21 protein-coding genes and 1 tRNA gene are annotated in these 24,606 nt (G+C 40.5%); 11 read left to right on the forward strand and 11 right to left on the reverse strand.

The genetic code is table 11. The features are described from left to right. Positions 1 to 16: 16 nt before the first annotated feature. From glmM to DMP02_RS01470, 5 genes are all read right to left on the reverse strand, one after another. Complete coding sequence (gene glmM / locus DMP02_RS01450; protein WP_126322330.1) at positions 17 to 1,354, reverse strand: phosphoglucosamine mutase; 1,338 nt, start codon at positions 1,352 to 1,354, stop codon at positions 17 to 19. An 18-nt stretch (positions 1,355 to 1,372) separates the two neighbouring features. After that, positions 1,373 to 3,289: an ATP-dependent zinc metalloprotease FtsH gene (gene ftsH, locus DMP02_RS01455; protein WP_269471419.1), complete on the reverse strand. Its 1,917-nt coding sequence runs from the start codon at positions 3,287 to 3,289 to the stop codon at positions 1,373 to 1,375. A 268-nt stretch (positions 3,290 to 3,557) separates the two neighbouring features. Beyond that, positions 3,558 to 4,199, reverse strand: coding sequence for a 23S rRNA (uridine(2552)-2'-O)-methyltransferase RlmE (gene rlmE / locus DMP02_RS01460; protein WP_126322332.1), 642 nt, complete (start codon positions 4,197 to 4,199; stop codon positions 3,558 to 3,560). Then, on the reverse strand, positions 4,189 to 5,481 hold the full coding sequence (locus tag DMP02_RS01465; RefSeq protein ID WP_126322333.1) for an MFS transporter: 1,293 nt from the start codon (positions 5,479 to 5,481) through the stop codon (positions 4,189 to 4,191). Before DMP02_RS01465 ends, rlmE begins: the two co-directional genes overlap by 11 nt. Before the next feature lie 57 nt (positions 5,482 to 5,538). Continuing rightward, complete coding sequence (locus DMP02_RS01470) at positions 5,539 to 6,876, reverse strand: MFS transporter (RefSeq protein WP_126322334.1); 1,338 nt, start codon at positions 6,874 to 6,876, stop codon at positions 5,539 to 5,541. Positions 6,877 to 7,172: 296 nt separating this feature from the next. Between DMP02_RS01470 and DMP02_RS01475 the strand changes: the two genes are divergently transcribed. Beyond that, positions 7,173 to 7,258: transfer RNA gene (locus tag DMP02_RS01475), tRNA-Leu, on the forward strand. 3 nt (positions 7,259 to 7,261) lie between these two features. On the opposite strand, the gene ispF is transcribed toward DMP02_RS01475, so the two are convergent. Beyond that, positions 7,262 to 7,762, reverse strand: a complete 501-nt coding sequence (ispF, locus tag DMP02_RS01480; RefSeq protein ID WP_126322335.1) for a 2-C-methyl-D-erythritol 2,4-cyclodiphosphate synthase — start codon at positions 7,760 to 7,762, stop codon at positions 7,262 to 7,264. A 204-nt stretch (positions 7,763 to 7,966) separates the two neighbouring features. Here ispF and DMP02_RS01485 point away from each other — a divergent pair, with 204 nt between their 5' ends. The 7 genes from DMP02_RS01485 to DMP02_RS01515 all read left to right on the forward strand — a co-directional run bounded on the left by DMP02_RS01485 (position 7,967) and on the right by DMP02_RS01515 (position 15,559). Further along, positions 7,967 to 8,545, forward strand: coding sequence for a YqgE/AlgH family protein (locus DMP02_RS01485; RefSeq protein ID WP_126322336.1), 579 nt, complete (start codon positions 7,967 to 7,969; stop codon positions 8,543 to 8,545). Further along, entirely contained in the window at positions 8,542 to 8,964 is a 423-nt protein-coding gene (ruvX, locus tag DMP02_RS01490; protein WP_126322337.1) for a Holliday junction resolvase RuvX, read from the forward strand. Before DMP02_RS01485 ends, ruvX begins: the two co-directional genes overlap by 4 nt. Continuing rightward, entirely contained in the window at positions 8,957 to 10,489 is a 1,533-nt protein-coding gene (gene murJ, locus DMP02_RS01495; RefSeq protein ID WP_126322338.1) for a murein biosynthesis integral membrane protein MurJ, read from the forward strand. Before ruvX ends, murJ begins: the two co-directional genes overlap by 8 nt. After that, positions 10,486 to 11,547, forward strand: coding sequence for a bifunctional riboflavin kinase/FAD synthetase (ribF, locus tag DMP02_RS01500; protein ID WP_232019587.1), 1,062 nt, complete (start codon positions 10,486 to 10,488; stop codon positions 11,545 to 11,547). The genes murJ and ribF overlap by 4 nt, the downstream gene beginning before the upstream one ends. Positions 11,548 to 11,645: 98 nt before the next feature. After that, positions 11,646 to 12,494 (forward strand): outer membrane protein, encoded by an 849-nt coding sequence (locus tag DMP02_RS01505; protein WP_126322339.1) that lies wholly within the window; start codon positions 11,646 to 11,648, stop codon positions 12,492 to 12,494. Between the two features lie 251 nt (positions 12,495 to 12,745). Next, positions 12,746 to 14,773 carry an SGNH/GDSL hydrolase family protein gene (locus DMP02_RS01510; protein WP_126322340.1) on the forward strand — a complete coding sequence of 676 codons (2,028 nt, stop codon included), beginning with the start codon at positions 12,746 to 12,748 and terminating at the stop codon, positions 14,771 to 14,773. Between the two features lie 42 nt (positions 14,774 to 14,815). Next, positions 14,816 to 15,559, forward strand: a complete 744-nt coding sequence (locus DMP02_RS01515) for a ferredoxin--NADP reductase (RefSeq protein ID WP_126322341.1) — start codon at positions 14,816 to 14,818, stop codon at positions 15,557 to 15,559. Between the two features lie 35 nt (positions 15,560 to 15,594). On the opposite strand, the gene ribH is transcribed toward DMP02_RS01515, so the two are convergent. The 4 genes from ribH to mpl form a co-directional block, all read right to left on the reverse strand. Next, positions 15,595 to 16,083 (reverse strand): 6,7-dimethyl-8-ribityllumazine synthase, encoded by a 489-nt coding sequence (gene ribH / locus DMP02_RS01520; protein ID WP_126322342.1) that lies wholly within the window; start codon positions 16,081 to 16,083, stop codon positions 15,595 to 15,597. 20 nt (positions 16,084 to 16,103) lie between these two features. Further along, complete coding sequence (gene ribB / locus DMP02_RS01525) at positions 16,104 to 17,315, reverse strand: 3,4-dihydroxy-2-butanone-4-phosphate synthase (RefSeq protein ID WP_126322343.1); 1,212 nt, start codon at positions 17,313 to 17,315, stop codon at positions 16,104 to 16,106. A 44-nt stretch (positions 17,316 to 17,359) separates the two neighbouring features. Continuing rightward, positions 17,360 to 18,490 carry a bifunctional diaminohydroxyphosphoribosylaminopyrimidine deaminase/5-amino-6-(5-phosphoribosylamino)uracil reductase RibD gene (gene ribD, locus DMP02_RS01530; RefSeq protein WP_126322344.1) on the reverse strand — a complete coding sequence of 377 codons (1,131 nt, stop codon included), beginning with the start codon at positions 18,488 to 18,490 and terminating at the stop codon, positions 17,360 to 17,362. Positions 18,491 to 18,552: 62 nt separating this feature from the next. Further along, a complete protein-coding gene (mpl, locus tag DMP02_RS01535) occupies positions 18,553 to 19,902 on the reverse strand; it encodes a UDP-N-acetylmuramate:L-alanyl-gamma-D-glutamyl-meso-diaminopimelate ligase (protein ID WP_126322345.1) in 1,350 nt (449 codons plus the stop codon). 113 nt (positions 19,903 to 20,015) lie between these two features. Between mpl and DMP02_RS01540 the strand changes: the two genes are divergently transcribed. Then, on the forward strand, positions 20,016 to 21,281 hold the full coding sequence (locus tag DMP02_RS01540) for a 6-phosphofructokinase (RefSeq protein ID WP_126322346.1): 1,266 nt from the start codon (positions 20,016 to 20,018) through the stop codon (positions 21,279 to 21,281). A 134-nt stretch (positions 21,282 to 21,415) separates the two neighbouring features. Beyond that, positions 21,416 to 22,087, forward strand: coding sequence for a LexA family protein (locus DMP02_RS01545; RefSeq protein ID WP_126322347.1), 672 nt, complete (start codon positions 21,416 to 21,418; stop codon positions 22,085 to 22,087). Between the two features lie 30 nt (positions 22,088 to 22,117). Here DMP02_RS01545 and DMP02_RS07520 read toward each other — a convergent pair whose 3' ends face one another. Beyond that, complete coding sequence (locus DMP02_RS07520; protein ID WP_126323476.1) at positions 22,118 to 22,804, reverse strand: 4'-phosphopantetheinyl transferase family protein; 687 nt, start codon at positions 22,802 to 22,804, stop codon at positions 22,118 to 22,120. Between the two features lie 149 nt (positions 22,805 to 22,953). Between DMP02_RS07520 and DMP02_RS01555 the strand changes: the two genes are divergently transcribed. Further along, on the forward strand, positions 22,954 to 24,600 hold the full coding sequence (locus DMP02_RS01555) for a GspE/PulE family protein (protein WP_126322348.1): 1,647 nt from the start codon (positions 22,954 to 22,956) through the stop codon (positions 24,598 to 24,600). The last annotated feature ends 6 nt before the right edge of the window (positions 24,601 to 24,606 follow it).

Below are 24,606 nucleotides of genomic sequence, written 5' to 3' on the forward strand. Positions count from 1 at the left end.
TCCATGTTATGAAGGGTCATACCGTTTTAACGATGCTAGCTAATTGTTCCGCAATGTTTTGGACTTGTTGAGCGTCTTCGCCTTCTACCATGATACGAACAACTGATTCTGTTCCTGATGGGCGTAAAAGAACACGCCCTCGAGTTGATAGCTTATTTTCTGCTTCTGCCACAGCTTTTTTTACCGTCGCAGATTCAGCAACCAATAAAGGTTTTTTTACTGAGATATTGATTAATTTTTGTGGAAATTTTTGCATGCCTTTTTTAGCCGCATGAAGTGATTGCTCTGCCGCTTGAAGCGCTACTAATATTTGCAACGCAATAATAATGCCATCACCTGTTTTAATGATGTTTCGGGAGATAAGATGACCTGATGCTTCGCCTCCCAGTTGCCAACCCGTTGCTTGTAAGCGTTCATTAACATAACGGTCACCCACGGGTGCACGAACAAAATCCAGACCTAATTTTTGTAACGCTTGTTCTAAGCCTAGGTTACTCATCGCTGTTCCTACAATGCCGCCTTGAACCGTATTGGTTTGAACACCATGCTGAGCAAGTAGGAAGAGTAGTTCATCACCATCCACTATTTCACCACAATGGTCTACCATCAATACCCGATCACCATCGCCATCAAAAGCAATGCCTATATCTGCTTTTTTTGCTAAGACAGTTTCTTGTAACATGGCTAGGTGAGTAGAGCCGCAATCCATATTAATATTCAATCCATTTGGGGTTACACCTAAAACGGTTATATCAGCACCTAACCCAGAAAATAAGGAAGGTGCGATATGATAGGTAGCACCGTTCGCGCAATCCAAAACAATCTTAAATGAATTGAAGTTAGTATTTTTTGGCAAAGTTGATTTACAAAAGTTAACATAGCGAGATTTTGCATCTTCTATGCGATGTGCTCTACCTAACTTGGCTGGTTCAACAGTCGTTAGAGGGTTATCAAGTTGTGCTTCAATGGCGCATTCAAGAGCATCGGGTAATTTAGTTCCTTCGTGTGAAAAAAATTTTATACCGTTGTCGACATAAGGATTATGTGATGCGCTGATAACAATGCCTGCTTGAGCGCCTAAATCGGCGGTTAAGTAGGCAATGGCAGGGGTTGGCATAGGGCCTAAAAGATATATATCAACTCCAGCGGCAGATAAGCCAGCCTCTAAAGCAGATTCAAACATGTAGCCGGAAATACGCGTATCTTTGCCAATCAGGACCTTATTATTTCCATTTGCTAAAACTCGACCAATTGCCCAGCCAAGTTTTAGGACAAATTCCGGAGTAATAGGATAATCACCCACTTTGCCACGTATGCCGTCGGTTCCAAAGTACTTCCGGACTGGACTTGTCATAGAGAGTTAAACCATTAACTAACTTATAGCGCCATCAACAGCGTCTGGTCCAGGCGCTATTTTTGTATCCGTTTCAGAAGTTTTTGATCGAACTACTTTGGCTTTATTCCCATTATCACTCCAGCCTTTTGGTTCGCGAGGCGGCTTTCCTTCCATAATGTCATCGATTTGAGCCGAATCAATTGTTTCATATTTGATAAGCGCTTCCGCCATCATATGTAATTTATTCACGTTTTCTTGTAAAAGTGCTTTAGCGAGCTTGTAATTGCGATCGATGATAGCTCGGCTTTCTTCGTCAATTAAATGTGCAGTGTCATCCGAGAACTTGTTGTTTTTAGCAATTTGGTGGCCTAAAAAGACTTCGTCGTTATCTTGGTTATAAGTTAATGGGCCAAGACGTTCAGAAAGCCCCCATTTAGTAATCATGTTGCGTGCAATCTCGGTTGCACGTTGAATATCGTTTGAAGCACCAGTAGTGACTTGTTCGGGGCCAAAAATTAATGCTTCAGCGATTCGACCACCAAATAAGCTAGCGATTTGGCTTTCTAAGCGTTGCTTCGTATAGCTATATCGATCTTCTTCAGGGAGAAACATGGTAACACCGAGGGCTTTACCACGAGGAATAATAGTAACTTTATAGACGGGGTCATGTTCAGGGACTAATCGACCTACAATGGCATGGCCAGCCTCATGATAGGCGGTGAGTTGTTTTTCTTTTTCATTCATCACCATGGAACGTCTTTCGGTACCCATCATTACTTTATCTTTAGCCTTTTCTAAATCGCTCATATCAACGGTCGCTTTGTTTTCACGTGCAGCAAATAAAGCGGCTTCATTGACGAGATTAGCTAAATCGGCTCCTGAGAATCCGGGTGTTCCTCGGGCGATAATATCAGGGTTCACATCTTGCCCATAAGGTACTTTTTTAAGATGAACTTTCAAGATTTGTTCTCGACCACGAATATCAGGTAACCCAACGATAACTTGCCTATCGAAACGGCCTGGTCTTAATAAGGCAGGGTCTAAAACGTCAGGGCGATTAGTGGCGGCCATGACGATAACACCTTCATTTCCTTCAAATCCATCCATTTCCACCAGGAGTTGGTTAAGTGTTTGTTCACGCTCATCGTGCCCACCGCCTAGACCAGCACCTCGATGACGACCCACCGCATCGATTTCATCGATAAAAATGATACAAGGCGCTTGTTTTTTAGCCTGCTCAAACATATCGCGTACACGGGAAGCACCGACACCCACAAACATTTCAACAAAGTCTGAGCCTGAAATGGTGAAGAAAGGCACTTTTGCTTCGCCCGCGACAGCGCGCGCTAACAAGGTTTTACCGGTTCCTGGAGGGCCCATCAATAAAACCCCACGAGGTATCTTTCCGCCTAGTTTTTGAAATTTAGCGGGATCTTTTAAAAACTCGACCAGCTCACTGACTTCTTCTTTAGCTTCTTCAGCGCCTGCTACATCAGCAAAGGTGACTTTGACTTGATCTTCACCCAACAATCGAGCACGGCTTCGGCCAAACGATAAGGCCCCTTTTCCGCCTGCGCCACCCATCTGACGCATAAAAAATATCCATACGCCAATTAATAACAGCATTGGGAACCAGTTAATAAAAATACGCATCAAAAAGCTTTCTTGTTGCGGTGGTTCGCCTTTTACATTGACGCCTTTTTTGATCAGCTCAGGCAGTAAATATTGGTCAGTAATAGGCATATAGCTGGTGAATGCTTTGTCACTCAGTAGTTGGCCTTTAATGACCTGATTACTTTGAATAGTGACAGATTGTACATTTCCCTGCTGAACGTTGTGTAAAAATTCAGAATAGGTCAAACGCTCTCCAGCATTATGACGCGGTTCTAGATTGTTAAATACAGAGATGAGGATGACAGCAATGATCAACCAAAGAAATAGATTTTTTAGCATGTCGTTCAAGCTACACTACCTCGTAATTCTAAACAAAGAGGGCATTATATACCGCTCGTACTTCAAGATGCGAATTTTTTACAAAAACAGATGATAAAATTACTTGGAATTTTGCTGTTTTTAGGGCTCTCATTTTTTATAATGCTCTTATATGAGTAAGATAAGGATGTAAATATACTCTTCGCACGTGACATCGGCTGCTGCGTTCTTGCGGCGCCTTGCCGAAAATCCTATTGCTGTGAGTATAAACTTATATTACAGCAATCTGTCAGGAGTTTAGTCCATTATTTTGTAAATGGTAACCTGTGGCGACTAAATAAACTTCCGCTGATGCCCCTCTAGAAGCGGCTGGCTTGCGAATAGAAACGGTTTTAAATAGCTGCCGCACCAATCGTAGATAAGCTTCAAAGCCTTCACCTTGAAAGGCTTTAATAATAAACCCACCTTTTGGCTTTAATACGCGCTGGGCAAAATCCAATGCTAATTCAGCAAGGTACATCGCCCGAGGTTGATCAACAGTTCGCATACCGCTTAAATTGGGGGCCATATCTGAAATTACAAGATCCACCGGTATGGATTGTAGGTGATCTAGCAGTTGTTGTAGAACGTTTTCATCACGAAAATCGCCCTGTATAAAGTCCACCGCCGCTAAAGGGGACATGGATAAAATATCGAGTGCATAGACTTTGCCTTTTTCACCTACTAACTTAGCGGCTAATTGAGACCATCCGCCAGGTGCTGCACCTAGATCGATTACCACCATGCCTGGTTTAATCAGCTTATCTTTTTCTTGTATTTCTAATAGCTTATAGGCCGATCTTGAGCGTAGACCTTCCTGATGCGCGCGTTTTACGTAAGGGTCACTAAAGTGTTGTTTAAGCCAGCGCTGACTACTTTTACTACGGGCCATCGTTGTGTTGAGGTTGGCAATGGGTTTCTAGGATCAAGAACTTCCCAATTAAAAAGGCAAAGAAATAACAAAGTGGTAACACTATAAATGCTTTACGGTAATCTGCAGCATTGTAAAAAGGCATGCCATTGTGCGTCGCACCGTTCCAATACAGATGTAAAAATAAACCAATGATTGGCTGGAATAGCGCACCGCCGGCGACAGTTGCCATATTGTTTATGCCAATGGCTGTGCCAGCTACATTCGCATGATTATTGTCTTTGACGACCCCAAAAGCGAGTGATTGTCCAGAGGCGGCTAATCCAAATAAAAATAAACAGAAATAAAGCCAAAATAAAGGAAGATGGGGAATATAGATAATTGGGATTAGACCAATAATACCAAGACTTGCCGCAAATTTTAAAGGCATGCCCCGTAAACCTACTTTATCTGACCACCAACCTAGAATGGGGCAACCAATCCCTATCGCGAGCCAGATCATAGTACAAGCAGCGGAAGCGGCCTGTGTACTAATGCCATAGGCCGCAACAAGAAAAGGAACTCCCCATAAAGCGGCAAAAGCAGTAATAGGTGCCCATACCATAAAAGAGTAAAGTGCAATAAACCAGGTTTGATTATTACGACCCACTTGCCTTAGACTTTGTATAAAGGTTTTATCTGAGGTTGATTGAAACCTTTTTCCTTTAGATACGACCTCTGGACTATCGCGTACTATAAGCCAAATAAGGGCAGCTAATACCATTCCTATCATAGATAAGGTGATGGTGGTATGCCGCCATCCCCAATGACCTACCGCGATGGCTAAAGGTGTTTCACCCACAATGGCGCCTACACAACTCATTAATTCGACTAACCCTGTTAGAAAAGCGAAGTAACGTGCAGGGAACCAACGAGAAACAAGTACTAAGGTACCTATAAATGAAAAAGCTGAGCCCATGCCCATCATAAAACGACCCGCTGAAGCCATAGCAATACTATGAGTTGTTCCAAAAATTAAAGCACCTACTGCACAGGTAAACGTTGCTGCCGCTATTAAACGTCGTGGCCCAAAACGATCGAATAAAAAACCTGCAGGAAGTTGCATGGGTGTGTAAGCATAATAATAAAAGGCAGCCATCGTGCCCAAACTCACTGCATTGAGCCCTAAATCGTGAATGAGCTCTCGAGTCATTACGCCGGGTGAAATTTGCAGTATGAATTCATACATGTAGAACGAAGACGCAAGGAGACAGATAATAGCTGCAAGTAAAGTAGGCTTTTGTGTAGCTAAAGGTTTTGTCATTAGATTATTATTTTTCTTAAGCCTAGTACTTTAAATCCTAGGCTTTTAAAGGAGTATTTAGAGTGCAGCAGCGGTTTCATTAGGAAACTGTTGTTTGCAATGGGTTTCTCGAAGTAAAAATCGACTGACAACGAGTGCTAAAATATAACATAAAGGTAAAATAATAAGTGCTTTTTGGTAATCGGCTGCGCCATAGAATGGTCTGCCATCCTGTATAGCACCACTCCAATTATAATATAATAAAATACCTATGAGTGGTTGGAATAGCGCGCCGCCAGCTACGACAGCCATATTATTTAAACCAATAGCCGTTCCTACAACGGAGGGGGGGTTATTATCTTTGACGACACCAAACGATAACGTTTGACCGGATGCCCCCAAACCGAAAATAAATAAAGCCGTATATAGCCAGACGATAGGTAGATGAGGGCCATAAATGACAATACTAAGGCTAATAATACCTAATAATGCAGAGAGGCTGAGTGGGATAGAACGAGATTGTATTTTATCTGAAACCCAACCGAATAAAGGACTGCCTATCCCTATCCCTAACCAAATCATAGCGCTTGCTTTTGAAGCTGCTTCCGTCGTAATGCCATAGTTTGCGACTAGAAAAGGAATACCCCATAGCGCTGCAAATGCAGTAATAGGTGCCCATATAGCAAAAGAATACAGTGCAATGAACCAGGTTTGTCGGTTATTACAAACTTGTTTCAAGCGGTTTAGCTCATTTGTTTTAGGGCAGCGTTGAAATTTTTGACGTTGTGAAACGGTTTCAGGGCTATCACGAACAATTGTCCAAATAAGTAATGCTAAAAAAGCACCGATAAGCGATAAAGTAATGATGGTTGAACGCCATCCCCAATGGTTAATGGCAGAGGCTAAAGGAACTTGGCCCGCGATAGCACCTACCGAACTCATTAACTGTACAAGTCCTGTTAGTAAGGCGAAATAGTGTGGGGGAAACCAACGAGAAACAAGAAGTAAAGCACCAATAAATGAAAATGCAGAACCAATTCCCATAAAAAATCGGCCTATTGATGCGGTAAAAACACTGTGTGTTGAGCCGAATAGTAAAGCACCGATGGCGCAGATTAAAACAGCAAGCGTGATCAAGCGTCTAGGTCCAAAACGATCATAGAGTAACCCTGCAGGTAATTGCATTGGGGTATAGGAGTAGTAGTAAAATGCAGCCATGGTTCCTAAACTAGCGGCATTAAGATTTAAGTCAGACATCAATTCGCTTGTCATCACTGCCGGAGAAACTTGTAGGATAAATTCATACATGTAAAACATGGCGGCGAGGGTGCATATAATGGAAGCGAGAAGAAGTTGCTTTTTCCTTGTTAAAGTATAGGGAACACTGTCTGTTAAAACTGCGTCATTGTTGTACATTGTTTACCCCTTAGATCATGTTTCCCCATGACCTTATTGTTGATAGCTTTCTTGAAAAGATCAAGTTAGCGTTATAACAGATGATTTTATATTATTTCAGATTGAGTCCACAGAAAACAATAAGGGATTAAGATTTTGATTGCAAGTTTAGAAATCGATTAGCTTATTAAATTATCTAATCAATTATTGTTTTAATTTTAGACAAACATCAACTGCATTTTTTACATATAACTAAAGAAATCAAGTCTGCATCTGTGATTTAGCGTAGGGTTTGGTTATACTGTGTGCCCTCCCGTGCCGGGATGGCGGAATGGTAGACGCGCCGGATTCAAAATCCGGTGATGGTGACATCGTGTGGGTTCGAGTCCCACTCTCGGTACCAATATTAATTGCTAGCTTGTTTCTGTATCAGTACGATAGCCGTAGCGGCTATTCCTTCTTTGCGCCCAATAAAGCCCAGCTTTTCCGTGGTGGTCGCTTTAATATTGACTTGATTGAGGGTAATGGCCATATCGCTGGCTAGATTGGCTCTTATGGCTTCACGGTATGGACTGAGTTTAGGCGCTTCTGCTAAAACGGTGATGTCGACGTTAGCGATAGAAAAACGGCTTTCTTGTAACATCCTGACAGACTCTTTTAAAAAAATCCGGCTGCTGCAATCTTTCCAGCGGTTCTCTGTATCGGGGAAATGTTGGCCTATATCACCTAAGGCACTAGCGCCTAATAAGGCGTCAACTAAAGCATGAATGACTACATCGCCATCAGAATGGGCGCGCAGACCCGCATGGTAGGGGATAGTGATTCCACCTAAGATGATGTGATCACCACTGGCAAAGGCGTGGACATCAACACCATAACCTATCCGTAAGTTGCTATCGTTAGTCATTTTTAAGGTTTCGCATTTTTAGGTACAAACTGTACTGTTCTAAGCAGCATTTATGCAACTTTTATATGGTTTATACTTGAACATTTAATCAACGTCTATTAAAAATGCTATCGCCGCCGCACACGCATGGGCATAGCCTTAGACTAGGTTTGATTAGAAGTCTAATGCTATGATTACTAATCGGATTTTAAGTTAGAGGCTTTAATGATAGAGACGAGTCATTTTTTAACAAACCATTTTTTGGTGGCAATGCCTAGTTTAACGGATCCTTATTTTAATCGATCCGTGGTATATATTTGTGAACATAATGAAAAAGGCGCTGTTGGAATTATTGTTAATCAGCCATTGCAGTCTTTTAGGGTTAATCTTTCAGAAATATTACAGGCCATTGTAGGGAGTAAATCGGAGTTACCTTCAACAACTGATTTTCCCATACTTTGTGGAGGGCCTATTCACCCCGAGCGTGGTTTTGTGATTCATGCACCAGGTGGTGAGTGGCAATCTAGCCTTAAGATGAATAGCAAAATCTGTGTAACAACTTCTAAAGATATTTTACAAGCCATTGCAAAACAACAAGGGCCCGAGAAATTTATTTTTTCTTTAGGTTATGCGAATTGGGTAGCGGGACAAATAGAGCAGGAAATTATTAATAATTTCTGGTTAACCGTGCCAGCAGATCCAGCTATTTTATTTGATGTCCCTTTTAATAAACGTTGGCTAAAAGCAATTAATAGCTTAGGTATAGAGATTGATAAATTGGTTTATAGCGGTGGCCATGCGTGATTAAAACCGTTTTAGGCTTTGATTTTGGTACTAAATATATCGGTGTAGCAGTAGGCTATACGTCGCCCTTAATGGCGCAGCCATTAACAAGCCTAATTGCACAAAAAGGCGAACCACCTTGGAAAGAAATTGATACCTTAATAAAAACATGGTCTCCTGACGCACTCATTGTAGGAATGCCTTTAAACATGGATGGATCAGAACAGCCCATGACACAATCTGCAGGTCTTTTTTCAGAAAACTTAAAGCAACGATTTCATTTACCCATTTTTGCTGTAGACGAACGGTTGACGACGATTGAGGCGCGCGCGCGTTTATTTTCATCCGGTGGATATAAAGCCCTGCAAAAAAAGGCGATTGATAGTGTTTCAGCCCAATTAATTGTAGAAATGTGGTTAGAAAGCACACGTTATGAGTAAAGCGCTCTTTAAATCAACATCCGTTGTTGCATCGATGACTTTACTCTCGCGGATTTTGGGTTTTGTACGCGACATTATTGCGGCAAGAATGTTTGGGGCGACTGCAGCGGTTGATGCTTTTTATATTGCATTTAAGATCCCTAACTTTATGCGAGGTTTGTTTGCAGAAGGTTCCTTTTCAACGGCTTTTATTCCCACTTTAGCAGAATATAAGCAAACAAAGAGTCAAAAAGAAGTTGAGACCTTTATTGCGCATATTACGGGTGTATTGGGGTTCATTTTATTAGTGGTCAGTATTGCTGGTATTTTAGGTAGCAAAGGCCTAGTAGCACTTTTTGCGCCAGGGTTAGATCCTTATCGTTTTCAGTTAGCCAGTGAGATGTTAAGAGTAACATTTCCTTATTTAATGTTAATTTCTCTCACGGCATTAGTCGGTGCTATCTTAAATTGTTATGGTTTGTTTTGGGTACCTGCTTTTACCCCGGCTTTGTTAAATGTTTGTTTGATTGCCACTGCATTTGGAATAACACATTATTTTAAAGTACCGGTAGAGGCGCAAGCATGGGGTGTGTTATTAGCAGGATTTTTGCAGCTTGGTTTTCAGTTACCTTTTTTAAAACAACTTAATTTATTGCGTAACCCGCTTTTCAACTGGCGTGATCCCGGTGTGCAAAAAGTATTAAAATTAATGTTACCTGCTTTGTTTGGTTCTTCTATTGGGCAGATTAGTTTATTGCTCAATACCATTTTTGCCTCCTTTTTAGTAGCAGGAAGTGTAACGTGGCTTTATTATTCAGATAGATTAGCTTATTTTCCTTTAGGCGTTTTTGGCGTTGCCTTATTAACAGTTATTTTGCCGCATCTTTCGCGTCAACATGCTGCAAAAACACCCGAAGCTTTTTCGAGCACCTTGAACTGGGGGTTGAGATGTAACTTGATAATTGGTATCCCTGCTTCAGTGACGATGCTGATTTTGTCAGGCCCTTTGATTATCAGTTTATTTCATTACGGAAAGTTTACTGACCATGATGTCTTCATGACACAGCGCAGTGTGATAGCTTATTCCGTGGGGCTGCAAGCATTTATGCTGATTAAAGTATTAGCGGCTGCTTTTTATGCGCAACAAAATATTCGTACACCAGTACGTATAGGGATTGCTGCGCTAGTGGTGAATATGCTTTTAAATATTCTGTTAATTATGCCACTTAAACATGCCGGCTTAGCGTTAGCCAGCTCTTTATCCGCTTGGTTGAATGCAGGATTATTGTTGCAAGGACTTAGAACACGCGGTATGTTCCAATGGCAATCGGGGTGGTTGATTTTTATGTTACGCTTGTTATTTGCTAATTGCGTGTTAGCTTTATTTCTTTATTGGACGGCCGCCGCGTTACCTGTATGGTTAAGTTGGCATTGGCAACAACGTTTTTTGCATATTTTATTGCTCGGTGTGATTTCTATTATTATTTATATCAGTTGTTTATGGATAAGCGGCTTGCGTTTTCGTGACTTAAAAGCAATGCCATGACCGAATTGATTTTTGGGCTACATCATTTAAAGGCAAAGCACCTTGCTCGTGTAGACTCACAGCAATTGGATTTTCGGCAAGGCGCCGCGAAAATGAGCAACCGGAGTGTATGTAGAATACATGAGGATTGCGAATTGAGTGGGAACGCCGCCGAAAATTCAAGTGCGAAGAGTATATTAACGATTGGGAACTTCGATGGCGTCCATCAGGGCCATAAAGTGATCATTCGCGCATTACAGCAACAAGCAAAACTGTTGCATTTGCCTAGTTGCGTGATGTTATTCGAACCCCATCCGCAAGAATTTTTTTTGCAAGAAAAAGCGTCGGCACGGTTGATGCGTTTGCGCGAAAAAATAAAAATTCTTAAAGATTTATCGGTTGATAGAATAGTTTGCTTGCGCTTTAACAAGCATTTAGCCGGTATGTCAGCGGAAACATTTGTTAAAGAAATTTTAGTCGCTAAATTAGGTGTTCGTTCTTTAATAGTAGGTGATGACTTTAGATTTGGAAAAGGGCGTCAAGGCGATTTTGCAAGTTTAAAAAAGTTAGGTCGGCAATATGGCTTTGAAGTCCATGCAACACCGACGGTACTGTTTGAGGGCGAACGTATAGGAAGCTCGCGTGTGCGCAACGCCTTAAAAGAAGGCGATTTTTCTTTAGCAAAACAGCTGTTAACACGACCGTTTACATTAAGTGGTCGCGTTATTCAGGGTGATCAACGTGGTCGTTTATTAGGATTTGCTACGGCAAATATTGCCTTGCATCGTTTAGTGTTGCCTGTAAGCGGTGTTTTTATGGTGCGCGTACATGGTTTAGGCGAAAAGCCTTTCAATGCCGTGGCCAATTGTGGAAGACGACCTACCGTTAATGGCCTGAAAGATTTATTAGAAATTCATTTATTAGATTTTAATACAGATATTTATGGTGTTTGTTTAGAAATAGAATTTTTAAAAAAAATTCGAGAGGAGAAAAAGTTTTCGTCGTTAGAAGAATTAAAACAGCAGATTGAGGCAGATGTTAAGTGGGCAAAAGAGGTATTTAAAGCATTGTATGGATAAATGGCGTGCTTGCTATCTGCTTGAAGTGAAGCTATAAAATAAATGGATTTTTAAAAAGTCGGATTTTTTGCAGACGGTTATTAGGGAGGATAGTTTTCGTGAAAAAATATCTTGTAGCCGGATGGTTTATTTCATCGTTGTTGAGCCCCCTGTTTGCGCAAGCTCAATGTTGTTGTGTCGCCAAAAAGCCTTCGCCCAAAATGTACGTGGATCTGGGAATAGGTCAGGCGTTAACGTATCATGTCAAGCCAGCTTTCTCGGGGGCGGCCGTCGATTTTCTTGGTCTGAATAATGTTGCGTTAAGGCCAAGGAATTCAGGAGGGTTGCCACAAAGTTTTAGCGTAGGTGCGGGTTGGTTATGGCCGCAAGTGTATCGCCTGGAGTCGCCTTATTTTCCTTTTGTGAGTATAGGGCTCAGTTATCAGCATACGAATTTGTTTAATACTAAAAAATCAGTAGTTTACTGGTTTGAGGAGGCGCTTCCTGATGGAGAGAAAGCTGCACAGCCATTTGCCGTTGCACCTTATACTTTTTCCCAGGATAGTGTAATGGCCAATCTGAAGCTCGATCTATATAGATGGCGATATGTGATGCCCTATCTGAGCTTAGGTTTGGGAGCCGCTTGGAATCAAGTCAAAGACAAAGCGGTTTTTACTGCAGTGGATGGTGAGCAGGTTCGTGGTCAGATAACAGATGCTAATTCACGGAATACGGCGTTTAGTTACAGTGCTGGCCTTGGGCTTGATTTCCCGGTGACAGAAAAATTTTGGTTGAGTTTGGGTTATGCGTATAGTGGCTTAGGTCGTATGGGTGGAATAAACTCGCTGACAAACTCAGTAGACCCAAACCCAACAAACCCACTTGATATAATACTGAATCACGTATCTAGTTTTGGTCAGGTTAGTACGCAAACCATTTTATTAATGGGGCGTTATGTGTTTGCTTAAAATGATATTTTGTCATTAAGATTGCCGCGCTTCGCTCGCAATGACAGTATAGCCTGGCAATCCAGTGAAACGATTAATTTTTTCCTGGATGGCCACGGCTGAAACGATGTTCCAGCCGTGGCCATGACGGGTTATTTCTATTTTTTTATCTCATAAAACCTTAATATTTATCGTGTTTAATCTTATCTAGGTTTAATCTTATCTAGGTTTAATTTTATCTAAAGAATAACCAAAATAAAAAATGAGCTGTTATGGCTGAAATTTTTCGTGATTTAGCTGCAAAAGCTTCTGCTCCACTTTTTCCTCAGAGACGGGTTGCAAGCACTTATGCGGCTGCGGCGCCTCTTCCTCAGGAAAAAACCGAAGTAAATGGTACCATCAACGTCATCGGTGATAGTTTAAGTGACGCCGGTAAAAAGCATGGCAAATATAAACAAAAAATATTTAGATGGATACCTTATCGTTGGTTTTTGCATCAATCACCTGAAGATCAGTTTACCAATGGTCGTGTGTGGACCTATCCGCTTCAATTAAGAATGCAGCATCAACTGAAAGAAATATCAACTAGAAACCCATTATATAACGTTAATGGTTCTTTCCTTAATTTTAATGCAGAAGGGAAAAATATGGCTGAAGGGGGATCTACAGCCTATAATTATCGGCGTTTTATTAATTTTTTCAGGCGTATTAAAGGATTTATATTAAGCTTTTTTCTTAATAATATCGAAAAACAAAGCTATGATATAAAGAAGGAAGACCAAGGCATTAAACCGGATGATTTAAATCTCGTTTTTGCAGGCGCAAATGATTTTGTAACCGTAGGTTATTGTAATGAAGGCGGAGTCTCTAGGGCTATAAAGGGTATCCAAACATCAATCGATCTATTAACGACGACACAGAAAAAGACAGGTAGTTCAAACTATACAAAAAATGTGGTGGTCTTTACATTGCCGGATTTTAGTAAGACACCCCGATTTCAGGGAAAAACAGAGAAAGAGAGAGCTCAAGCACAAAACATGTGCTTGAAATTCAATGAGGAGTTGAAAGATTTAGCCCAAAGTTATCGATATATTGATTTTAGATTTGGCGATATCTATCAGATTAAAAGTAAGGACAAAATAGATGCTATTTTAGCTAAAATTAAGCGGCAAGGAATAATCGTGCTCGGTAAGGGAAGCCATAGAACGGTTTACTTTGTTGAAAAAGGTAAGTTTGTATTGCAGCCCTCAAAAGCTGAGCCTGTAACAGTTAAGGTGAAGCTGGCTAAAGATCAGCAAAAAATGTTGGGCTTAAAGCAAGGAAAAGTTGAAAGAAATTCAGACAATACAGTGTTTCTAGATGAATGGATTTGTCAGTTAGCTAGTCATGCAAAATTAGATACCGATGTGAAAGTGTTTGATACAGCGGCTGTTTTTAATGAAGTGAATGAAAATCCTGAAATGTATGGATTTACTAGTGGGTGTGCTATTTATTATGGTTTTAATAAATGTGAGGAACCTATTAAAGGTAATGCAGTTGTTTTAACTAAAACGAAAGACAATAATATGGAGGTTTTATTTTTTCAGCAAGGAGAGTTAGTAAGAGACAAAAAAGGAAAAGTTAGGAAAGTAATATTAAATCTGTCTACAGAGTTGCAAAAACAGCTAGACTTGAGTGTGGGAAATCAAGCGGGCGATATGCGCAAAGTGGTAGGCTTAGAGCAGAAGCATAGTGTATGGCATACTCGAATCATTCAGGCGGCAATAAGGGGGTACGAAGGTCACTTTGGAGAAAAAATTAAGTTGGCAGATATTTATACTTCTATTTTATTACAAATAAAGAAAAGCCTGCCTAATCAAAGCCGAATATTTTGGGATGATTTACACCCCACAGCGACAATGCATTTTTTATTAGAGCTTGTGTTTAGTGAGTTTTTTAATAATCACTATCAGCTGCAGTTTCCCAGACAATGGTTGGACGATACGGCGATTCTTCAGCGCAAGGAAGATACAGTGGAATTACCTTTTAAGTCGCATGAGGCACCTGAGAGTTTCACATTCGGAGTTAATAATAAAAAAGCGAAGTTAGCTATATTCAGTCAGCCGAATGTGGTAGCAGCTAGCGCAGTGGTAAAGAAAAATGATAATGGCAAGACCCGGTTGTTATCCGCAGATAAAGGGTATTACCGTGCTTCATGCTTAAAACCCTACTCTCGGTATCATCTACTCAAAGCAGCGACCCCTCCTCGTATAGAAGATAGGGTCGTCGATGAACTTAAAAAGGTACACTTTAGTTGCTAATTCTTTGACGAAACGATGCTAGCTGATTAGACTACGCGGTCTATGACTAAAAAAGAATTTATACTCATTTTGCAGGATAGTCGGCAGATTGCGCCTGCGGTTAAACATTTCACTTTTCATCGAGAGGATGGAGAGGCTTGTAGTTTTATTCCAGGCCAGTTTATTACCTTACATATTCCCACACCGGAAAAGGTTTTACGGCGTAGTTATAGCATTGCGAATAGTACCCATGAAGCGAGTGATAAAATAGAGTTTGCTGCATCGTATGTTCCGGAAGGGACAGCGAGTGATCTTTTATTCACAATGCAAGTGGGTGATAAGGTAACAGCAACCGGTCCTTTTGGTCGTTTGGTGTTGAGAGATGAACAGCCTAATCGCTATATTTTTGTGGCGACAGGGACAGGTATTACACCCTATCGAACCATGTTATCTGAACTGGCGCATCGCTTTAAACAACATCCTTGTTTTAAAGTCGTTTTATTATTTGGTGTACGCAAGCCCGAAGATTTGTTATATCGTGATGAATTTACCCGATTTGCACAAAAAAATCCTTGGTTTGAATTCCGTGCCTACTACAGTCGTATTAAATTAGAACAACGTTTACCTTATGAATATGAAGGCCGCGTGCTCAATGCTTTTAATGAGATTGAGCCTAATCCTAAACAAGACATCGTTTATTTATGCGGTAATCCGAATATGGTAGACGAAGTGTTTTCTCTTTTGATCAATACCCATAGTTTCCCTTCGGAAATGGTCCGACGCGAAAAATATATTTCATCAAATTAAACTAATCTAAAAATACGCTCGTAAAGAGAATATTTTTAGACAGCGATTTCTTCAATTTGATCTAATAGAGATATCATCTCCATAGCGGCATCGACCGCTTCAGCTCCTTTATTAATACGCGCTAAGGCTTGTGCTTCATCATCGGTGGTTAATACGCCAAATATCACCGGGATATTTTCTTCTAACGCTACTTTTTGACAGGCATAACTGACTTGTTGACAGACATAGTCATAATGGCTGGTCTCACCACGAATGACAGCGCCTAAGCAAATGATGGCCAGGTAGTTGCTGTCGGAAAGCGCAAATTGTTGTGCGGCAAGACCGATCTCTATAGCGCCCGGTACTCTAACCACGGTGATTTGTTCTTCGGGAAAATTAAGCGCTTTTAAGCGGGCCAATGCGCTTTCTAGTAACGCATCTGTAATTTCTTCATTAAAGCGACTGACGACAATGGCCAGTTTAAATTCTTGTTCAGGATGGGAAAAGTGCAAAGGTTTTGCAGTGATTTCTTGTATTTTTTTCATAAATAATTGTCCTTTTTATATTATAGATTGAGAAGATGGCCTAACTTGCTTTGTTTGGTTTTTAAGTAGGCTTGATTCGTTTTATTGGGTTGAGCAATTAATGGAATACGTTCTATTACGGTAATTCCTTGTTGTTTTAAATCAGCTATTTTTTGTGGATTGTTAGTGAGCAATTTTACGGTAAGTTGTTTAAGCTGCCGAAGAATTTGTGCGCCTATCCAATAATCACGCTCATCACTACCGAAGCCTAATTTCTGGTTAGCTTCCACGGTATCAAAGCCTTGGTCTTGTAACGCATAGGCTTTAAGTTTATTGAGTAAGCCAATACCGCGTCCTTCTTGGCGAAGGTATAATAATGTTCCGCCTTGTTGACTGATCTGACGCAACGATTCATGTAATTGCCAACCACAATCACAACGCGCAGAGCCAAAAATATCGCCGGTAAAACATTCGGAATGGATACGTACTAGGGTGGATTGATCGGTTTGCTTAGGGTTGTCTTTAATGAGGGCTAAATGGTGATGTTGGTCAAGACAGCTCTCAAATAATTTGATGGTTAAATCACCATAGTCTTCGGTAGGCAGCCCAATGGAAGCAATTTCTTTGACTAGGGACTCTGTTTGTAATCGATAGTCAATCAATTCTCGGATGGATAAGAGGGTGAGTTGATGCTGTTCTGCAAATTTTTGCAAATCAGGGAAGCGAGCCATACTGCCATCAGGATTCATGATTTCACAAATAACGGCAGCGGGTGTTAGGCCGGCTAAGCGCATCAGATCGGTACCACCTTCGGTTTGCCCCATACGCTCTAGAACTCCTCCTTTGCGAGCACGTAAAGGAAAAATATGGCCCGGCATCACAATATTTTTCGCGGTACTTTGAGGGTTGACCGCTACTTTAATGGTATGTGCTCTATCTGCCGCCGAAATCCCTGTCGTAACCCCTTCGGCCGCTTCTATAGAGGCAGTAAAGGCGGTATTGAAAGGGTTAGTCGAGTGTTCCACCATCATAGGAAGCTGTAAACGCTGGATATCAGCCTCCTGCAAGGCGAGACAAATTAAGCCCCGTGCATGTTGCGCCATAAAATTAATTGCTTCAGGCGTCACTTGGTCTGCTGCAAGAATTAAATCGCCTTCATTTTCACGATTTTCATGGTCAAATAGGATAACCATCTTGCCTTGGCGTAAGTCGTCTAAAGCGCGATGGATAGTGGAAAAAGAGGAAGTATTCATACCAGAGCTTATTTTATTAATTATCAATGATTATACCCCTATTCTTAGGGCCAATTGAATATAAAACAACTATCTGGGCCTAAAAGGATAGGAGAGGAGAGTTTTGCCTTGGATAACACCAGGGGATCAGTAAAGGCATTTTGGGCATCCTGCCCTAACCAGCGGGGGGCAACATAAAGAAAAGCGCGTTGTAATAGCTGATTTTGCGCAAAAGATTGAAAACAATGGCCCCCAGCCTCTATCCATAGATCATGCCGTCCCTCTTGCCCAATGTGCTTAAGCACATCATCTAAATTAAGGCCCGTTTGGTTTGTTTTGATGGCAACTAATTGAACATTATCACGATGATATTCAGCTAGTTTTTTACTGCTTAAATCTATTTTGTGAAAAAGCGTAATCTTTTTTGCGGTATTAAAAACATGAGCCGATAAGGGCGTATTTAATTCACTGTCTAAGATATAAAGCGGTTTTGAAGCAGTCGTATTGTTTATTCGTACATTCAATAAGGGATTATCATTGGAAATTGTTTTTGCTGTGCTTAAGATGGCATCAGCACGCTGACGTTGCTGATGCGTAAATCGTTGCGCCGCTTCGCCGGTTAGTTGAATGCGTTGTCCATGCTGTCCGGCCACTTTTCCATCTAAGCTGATAGCTAGCTTTGCAGTGACAAAAGGTTGTTTATGTTTCCACCAAAATTGATAGCTCGCATAAAAATCGTCGATTTCTGGTAAAGATTGTTGAATACAAACAATACCGGCTTGTTGCAATTGTTGATCAGAATGATCACTCACTGCCGGGTTAGGATCTCTAAACGCATAAACCACTTTAGCAATTTTTTTGGCAATCAAGAGCTGAGTGCAAGGAGGTGTTTTCTTTGTAGTATGGCAACAGGGTTGCAAAGTAACATACAATGTGGCACCTTTCGCCGTACAGGCCTCAATTTTATTTAAGGCATTTACTTCAGCATGCGCAGTCCCGCTAGCCGAATGAAAGCCGCTAGCTATAACCTTTTCATCTTTAACAAGTACAGCGCCTACACAGGGATTGGGCGCACAAAAACCACGGCGTAATTGCGCCAATTCAAGTGCTTGTTTGAGATAAGTTGTATCTATACTCTTCGCACTTGAATTTTCGGCTGCGTTGCCGCTCGGTTCGCAATCCTCATGTATTCTCATATACACTCCGATTGCTCATCCTCACGGCGCCTTGCCCACAATCCCATTGCTGTGAGTATAATTTATTCGTGGTGGAATAAAGCATTAACTAGTTTTTCATGTAAGGTATTCGAGCCACGGTTGCTCATGATAACAATGTGATCATGGGGTTTGGCTTCCTTAGCGACACTTTCTACCACTGTTGCTATGGAATCACAAATTTGCATTGGAATAGCGGCATTTTGTTCAACGCACCAGTCCTGATCAGGTTTTATTAACCATACTTTGTCGGCCTCTTTGAAGGAGGGACCTAGGGTTTTGCTATGTACACCCGAGAGCATCGTATGCGTACCACACTGTAAAACCACTAAAATCCGTGCTTTGCCTACACGCTGACGTAACCCAGCGAGTGTAGATGCAATCGCGGTAGGGTGATGGGCAAAATCATCATAAAGCGTTATTTCATTAACTTGTTTATAAATTTCTAAACGGCGCTTAATGCCTTGAAATTGGTTTAATGCTTCAATGGCTTGTTGAGGTTTAATACCAATATGGTTTGCAGCGGCAATCGCATTAAGGGCATTCGCAACGTTATGTTTACCTAATAAATTCCACGTAACTTCGCCTTGCTCTTTGTGGTTGAAAGTCACGCTAAATTGGCTTGCATCAGGTTTTATAAGTTTCGCATGCCAACTTGAACTCGTTCCCGTGTACACAATTGGAGTCCAACAGGCTTGTGATAATACCGTTTGCAGATTTTTATCTTCTTTTGGGCTAATAATGAGGCCTTCGCTGGGAACAGTGCGTAATAAATAGGAGAATTGTAATTTAATGGCATTTAAATCAGGAAAAATATCAGCATGATCAAACTCAAGATTATTTAAAATGAGCGTACGTGGGTGATAATGAATAAATTTGGATCGTTTATCAAAAAAAGCTGTATCGTATTCATCGGCTTCGATAATAAAAAAAGGATGGCTGCCTAATCGTGCAGATGTTTTAAAGTTTTTTGCAATACCACCTATTAAAAACCCAGGGTTTAATCCAGCGGAATCAGCTATCCAACTGAGTAAGCTGGTCACCGTGGTTTTACCGTGCGTACCTGCTACAGCTAAAACATGACGACCTTGTAGCACATTCTCTGCTAACCATTGCGGACCTGAAATATAGGGAGTTCCTTTGTTTAGAACATATTCTACGCAAGGATTGCCGCGTTTCATGCTATTACCCATGATCACAATATCAGGTAGTGGAGAGAATTGATTGAGATCCTCATAACCCTCAAAAATAGAGATACCTTGTTCTTGCAAATGTGTACTCATTGGCGGATAAACGTTGGTATCGGATCCCGTGACGGTAAATCCCTTTTCTTTTGCCAATAGGGCAACGCCTGCCATGAAGGTGCCACAGATACCTAAAATGTGAAGTCGCATGGTTAAGCCTAGAACGAGATCAAGTGTGTTTAAAATTACGATTTCGCAAATTCAAGCACAATGGTTATATTACATATCTTTTAATCTTTTAAGTTAACTGGAGAGTGAGCGAGATGTCAAAGAAAAATGCTTTTTATGCACAGTCAGGTGGGGTTACCGCGGTTATTAATGCGACAGCGTGTGGCCTGATTGAAACGGCTAGGCAACATAAAAGTAAAATAGGCAAAGTATATGCGGGTTGCAATGGAATAATCGGTGCTTTAACAGAAGATTTAATTGATACCAGTAAAGAAAGCAGTAAAGCGATTGCGGGGTTACGCTATACACCGGGCGGAGCATTTGGTTCTTGTCGTTATAAACTAAAGGGTTTAGAGGAAAATCGTGCTGAATATGAGCGTTTACTAGCCGTGTTTGTAGCGCATAATATCGGTTATTTTTTTTATAATGGTGGTGGAGATTCGCAGGACACTGCGTATAAAATTTCTTTATTAAGTAAAGAACGGGCTTATCCTTTAACATGCATTGGTATTCCTAAAACCGTCGATAATGATTTACCATTTACCGATAATTCACCAGGTTTTGGTTCAGTTGCGAAATATATTGCTATTTCTACGCGTGAGGCGGGTTTAGATGTAGCATCTATGTGTGCGACTTCAACCAAAGTGTTTATTATGGAAGTGATGGGGCGTCACACAGGATGGATAGCAGCTGCTAGTGGTTTAGCCGCAGAAAATCAAGGTGAACCACCACATATTATTTTATTTCCTGAAATCGTATTCAATGAAGCTAAATTTTTAGATCGTGTCAATAAAACCGTGAAGCGTTATGGTTATTGCGTCATTGTATTGGCTGAAGGTGTGCGTGATGCAAATAATGAATTTTTAGTCGAATCTAAAAGTACCGATGCTTTTGGTCATAAACAACTCGGTGGTGCAGCACCCACCATTGCCGAATTAATTAAATCTAAATTAGGTTTTAAGTATCATTGGGCATTGCCAGATTATTTACAGCGTTCCGCTCGGCATATTGCCTCTGCAGTGGACGTAAAACAGGCCTATGCCTTGGGCAAAGCCGCTATTGAGTTTGCTATTAAAGGAAAAAATGGTGTGATGCCAATTATTATCAGGAAATCTGGGAAGCGCTATCAGTGGACTATTGGCGAAGCCAAGCTGGTTGATGTGGCAAACCAAGAGAAAAAAATGCCGCGAAATTTTATTAGTGCCGATGGTTTTCACATTACACCCCGCTGCCGAGAATATCTATTACCCTTAATCCAGGGTGAAGATTACCCTGCGTATAAGCACGGCTTGCCTGATTATATGCCGTTAAAAAACCAAAAAATAGCGAAAAAGCTGAAAAAATATTCTGTTAAAGAATAAATTCATTTTTTTTCTTATCTGAAAAGGTAATATACATTACCTTTTATATTACTTTATTTGACATTTATAGGAGGTCAGCCAGGGTATAAGTTTACTTGGCGGGTCATAATAATAACTTTAATAAAAGCTATGGCATGAATGTAAAAGATATTAGACGGAAGAATTTACGGAGATTGGCACGTTCGGTAGGTGGAATTACGGATTTATCGGAACGTTTGGATCGTTCGCAAAGCCAAATAAGCCATTTGATTGGGAATAGCCCAATTAAAAATATTGGAGATAGGTTGGCGAGCCATATTGAAAGTGTATTTAATAAACCCCATGGTTGGTTAGATCATGAACATAGCGTAGAAGAGGAAGAGGGCTTATATAGTGGTTCTAAGAATAATCAGCCTAGCTATCAAGTTCCTCTGTTAAGTGCGCAGGAAGCAAAGGATCGATTTGTACAATTACCTAAACTACCTCTCAAAGCTTACTCGAATTATATAAGCACTAACATTCCGCTGAGTTCTGATGCCTTTGCTATTCGAGTAGAAAACGATTGCATGGAAACAGCTCAAGGTCCTAGTTTTCCAAAGAACTGTATTATCGTTTTAGATACAAACTGTGTTCCACATAGTGGCGCTTTTGTGCTTGCTCGTTTAAAACAGGGCACAGGAGCTACTTTGCTTTTTAGACAATTAGTGGTTGATGGTAATCAACGCTATTTAAAGGCATTGAATCTTCACTATCCTTTAACGGACATGCAAGCGGATGACGCAATCTGTGGTGTTGTGCGTTTTATGTTAATGGAATTTAATAAATAAACAGAGTGTGTTGGTTTGAGGAGGCTGTACTCATGTCATTGAATCATATGTTCTTATTAACAATGATTTGTTTTCGCCTTTTATAGCTAATGCGGCAGCAAAATCAGCTTGTAGCGTTAAAGAAAGGACTGTACATGGGTCCTTATCTTTTGTTATAGCCATTGGTTTTTTGTTGGTCTTATATTCAGACAGAGGGTGCGTTCCTAAACGTTGCCCTAATGCCTTTAATAAAGCTTCATGACGTACCCAAAGCTCGAAAAAAGTATTTAATTTCTCTTCACCCTGTAAACTTTTTAGCTGTTCATAATCTTGTGCCGTGAAAAATCGATAAGCGATTTTATCAAGGTATTTTCTTGGTGTTTTATATTCGATATCAATGCCAATAGGTGTATCCCATGTAAAAGCGAAAGCGACTCTATTGTGTGAATGAGATAGGTTAAATTCTATTTGCTTAAGTGAATGATTAATAAAGACAGGTTTGCCCGATTGAGTATATGAAAAAACTATTTTTTCGGGAGATTGCCCACTATAACCAGATAATAGCTTGCGTAAAATGCCTCTACTTAATACAAAACGTTGACGAAGTGCTAACGCTAGATTTTCTGCACGTATTCTCTCTTCCTCGGATAGCCAAGTTTGGAAAAGCGAGTAGTGTTTGATGTGTTGTTCAAGTGAGGTATGCCAAACATGAACCTGATCATCTAATCCCGTTTCTATGGTGCACCTGTGTTGCTAAAGAAATCTATTAAACCTTAATACTACGCGTACTTGAAAATACGAACAATTAAAAAATCATTCCTAGCTATGTATTGATACATTTAAATTAAATTTGCGTTATACTAGGGGTAGTGAAGGAAATAAAAAAAATGGAAAATCTAGCCAGCCATCATTTCTTTGAATATTTAATAGCAGAAGGAATAGTCACTAACGAGCAGCTTTCGTTTGTTTTAGAAGAAGCGAGGCATCAGCAGGTTTCGTTTATTAGTTGTTTAATGAATGATAAAACGATCGATCCTTCGCGTTTGTTCTCAGGATTATCCCATGTGTTTTGTTTGTCTACGGTTGATTTAGATAGCGTTGACCCGTTGCAATTGCCTGGTGACGTTATTGAAGAAAGATTACTACAAAAGTACCAAGTATTACCTTTATGGCAAGAGAAAGAAAAATTGGGTTTGGCTATAGCGGATCCAACACAACAATTAGCAATCGATGATATTAGCTTTCATACTGGATTAATCATTGAAAAAATTTTGGTAGAACCAGAAAAGTTAAAACAGCTATTAGCAAAGATCACAAAAAAACCGGACTTTCCGCAAAAAATAACCGATGAACCGGATAAAAATGCAGATAGTGAAATAGCAGTTATTCAGACAGTTTCCCAATTATTGCAGTCTGCCATTGAACGTGGCGCATCGGATATACACGTAGAGCCTTACCAAGACCATTTACAGATTCGATTTAGAATAGATGGCTTGTTGTACTTAGCGGCTAAATTTCCTGTTACGTTGATACAACGCATTATTACGCGTTTTAAAATCATGTCGCAACTCGATATTGCGGAGCGACGTATTCCTCAAGATGGGCGTTTTCAGGTAGCGGAGGCTAATCATCGAAATATTGATTGTCGTATTAGTACGTGCCCAACGCTGTATGGAGAAAAGTTAGTCATCAGGATTTTAGATAGTAATAAAATGCTGCTGGCAGTCGATAAACTGGGGATGACGATAAAACAAAAAAACTGTTTTTTGCAAGCATTGCAATGCCCGCACGGCATGGTATTAGTGACAGGCCCTACCGGTAGCGGAAAAACCATTACCCTTTATACCGCCTTAAATATTTTAAATACCTCTCAACTTAATATTTCTTCGGTAGAGAATCCTATAGAAATAGTGTTACCTGGAATTAATCAGGTCAATACCAATCCAAAAATTGGTTTAGATTTTGCAAAGGTATTAAGAGCATTTTTACGCCAAGACCCCGATATCATGATGGTAGGCGAAATGAGAGATCAAGAAACAGCAGAAATTGGAATTAAAGCTGCACAAACAGGCCATTTAGTGTTATCCAGCTTGCATACCAATAGTGCGGTAGAAAGTTTAGTGCGTTTGCTTAATATGGGGATTCCTGCTTATAACGTTGCTTCTTCATTAAATTTGATTATTGCGCAACGTCTAGCACGACGTTTATGTGCGCGCTGTAAAATAAAAGATAATTTACCCGAAAATGTTTTATTAGCGCTGGGCTTAAGTCATGCAGAAATAAAATCGAATCTGCTTTTTGCTGCACAAGGATGTAGTGAATGTACGGATGGTTATCGTGGACGTACAGGCATTTTTGAGATGTTACTGATCACCGATGAAATAAAAAGTTTAATTTTAAACAATTGTGACGCTCAGGAAATTGCACAGCATGCACAGATTAAAGGGATGCAAACCCTTTATGCCTCAGCACTTGAAAAACTTAAACAAGGCGAAATTAGTTTACTAGAAATGAAGCGGATTATTAAAGATTAGCTTAAA

The sequence above is a fragment of the Candidatus Rickettsiella viridis genome, from assembly GCF_003966755.1.
Lineage (GTDB): Bacteria > Pseudomonadota > Gammaproteobacteria > Diplorickettsiales > Diplorickettsiaceae > Rickettsiella_B > Rickettsiella_B viridis.

Bases quoted from the DNA above. Each gene is read 5' to 3' on its own strand.
- DMP02_RS01510 (WP_126322340.1), top strand. From the start codon at position 12,746: ATGGCTGAAATTTTTCGTGATTTAGCTGCAAAAGCTTCTGCTCCACTT.
- ribF (WP_232019587.1), top strand. From the start codon at position 10,486: ATGACCGAATTGATTTTTGGGCTACATCATTTAAAGGCAAAGCACCTT.
- DMP02_RS01555 (WP_126322348.1), top strand. From the start codon at position 22,954: ATGGAAAATCTAGCCAGCCATCATTTCTTTGAATATTTAATAGCAGAA.
- rlmE (WP_126322332.1), bottom strand. From the start codon at position 4,199: ATGGCCCGTAGTAAAAGTAGTCAGCGCTGGCTTAAACAACACTTTAGT.
- ispF (WP_126322335.1), bottom strand. From the start codon at position 7,762: ATGACTAACGATAGCAACTTACGGATAGGTTATGGTGTTGATGTCCAC.
- glmM (WP_126322330.1), bottom strand. From the start codon at position 1,354: ATGACAAGTCCAGTCCGGAAGTACTTTGGAACCGACGGCATACGTGGC.
- DMP02_RS01540 (WP_126322346.1), top strand. From the start codon at position 20,016: ATGTCAAAGAAAAATGCTTTTTATGCACAGTCAGGTGGGGTTACCGCG.
- ribB (WP_126322343.1), bottom strand. From the start codon at position 17,315: ATGAATACTTCCTCTTTTTCCACTATCCATCGCGCTTTAGACGACTTA.
- murJ (WP_126322338.1), top strand. From the start codon at position 8,957: ATGAGTAAAGCGCTCTTTAAATCAACATCCGTTGTTGCATCGATGACT.
- ftsH (WP_269471419.1), bottom strand. From the start codon at position 3,289: ATGCTAAAAAATCTATTTCTTTGGTTGATCATTGCTGTCATCCTCATC.
- ribH (WP_126322342.1), bottom strand. From the start codon at position 16,083: ATGAAAAAAATACAAGAAATCACTGCAAAACCTTTGCACTTTTCCCAT.
- DMP02_RS01470 (WP_126322334.1), bottom strand. From the start codon at position 6,876: ATGTACAACAATGACGCAGTTTTAACAGACAGTGTTCCCTATACTTTA.
- DMP02_RS01485 (WP_126322336.1), top strand. From the start codon at position 7,967: ATGATAGAGACGAGTCATTTTTTAACAAACCATTTTTTGGTGGCAATG.
- DMP02_RS01465 (WP_126322333.1), bottom strand. From the start codon at position 5,481: ATGACAAAACCTTTAGCTACACAAAAGCCTACTTTACTTGCAGCTATT.
- DMP02_RS01515 (WP_126322341.1), top strand. From the start codon at position 14,816: ATGACTAAAAAAGAATTTATACTCATTTTGCAGGATAGTCGGCAGATT.
- DMP02_RS01545 (WP_126322347.1), top strand. From the start codon at position 21,416: ATGAATGTAAAAGATATTAGACGGAAGAATTTACGGAGATTGGCACGT.
- ribD (WP_126322344.1), bottom strand. From the start codon at position 18,490: ATGAGAATACATGAGGATTGCGAACCGAGCGGCAACGCAGCCGAAAAT.
- mpl (WP_126322345.1), bottom strand. From the start codon at position 19,902: ATGCGACTTCACATTTTAGGTATCTGTGGCACCTTCATGGCAGGCGTT.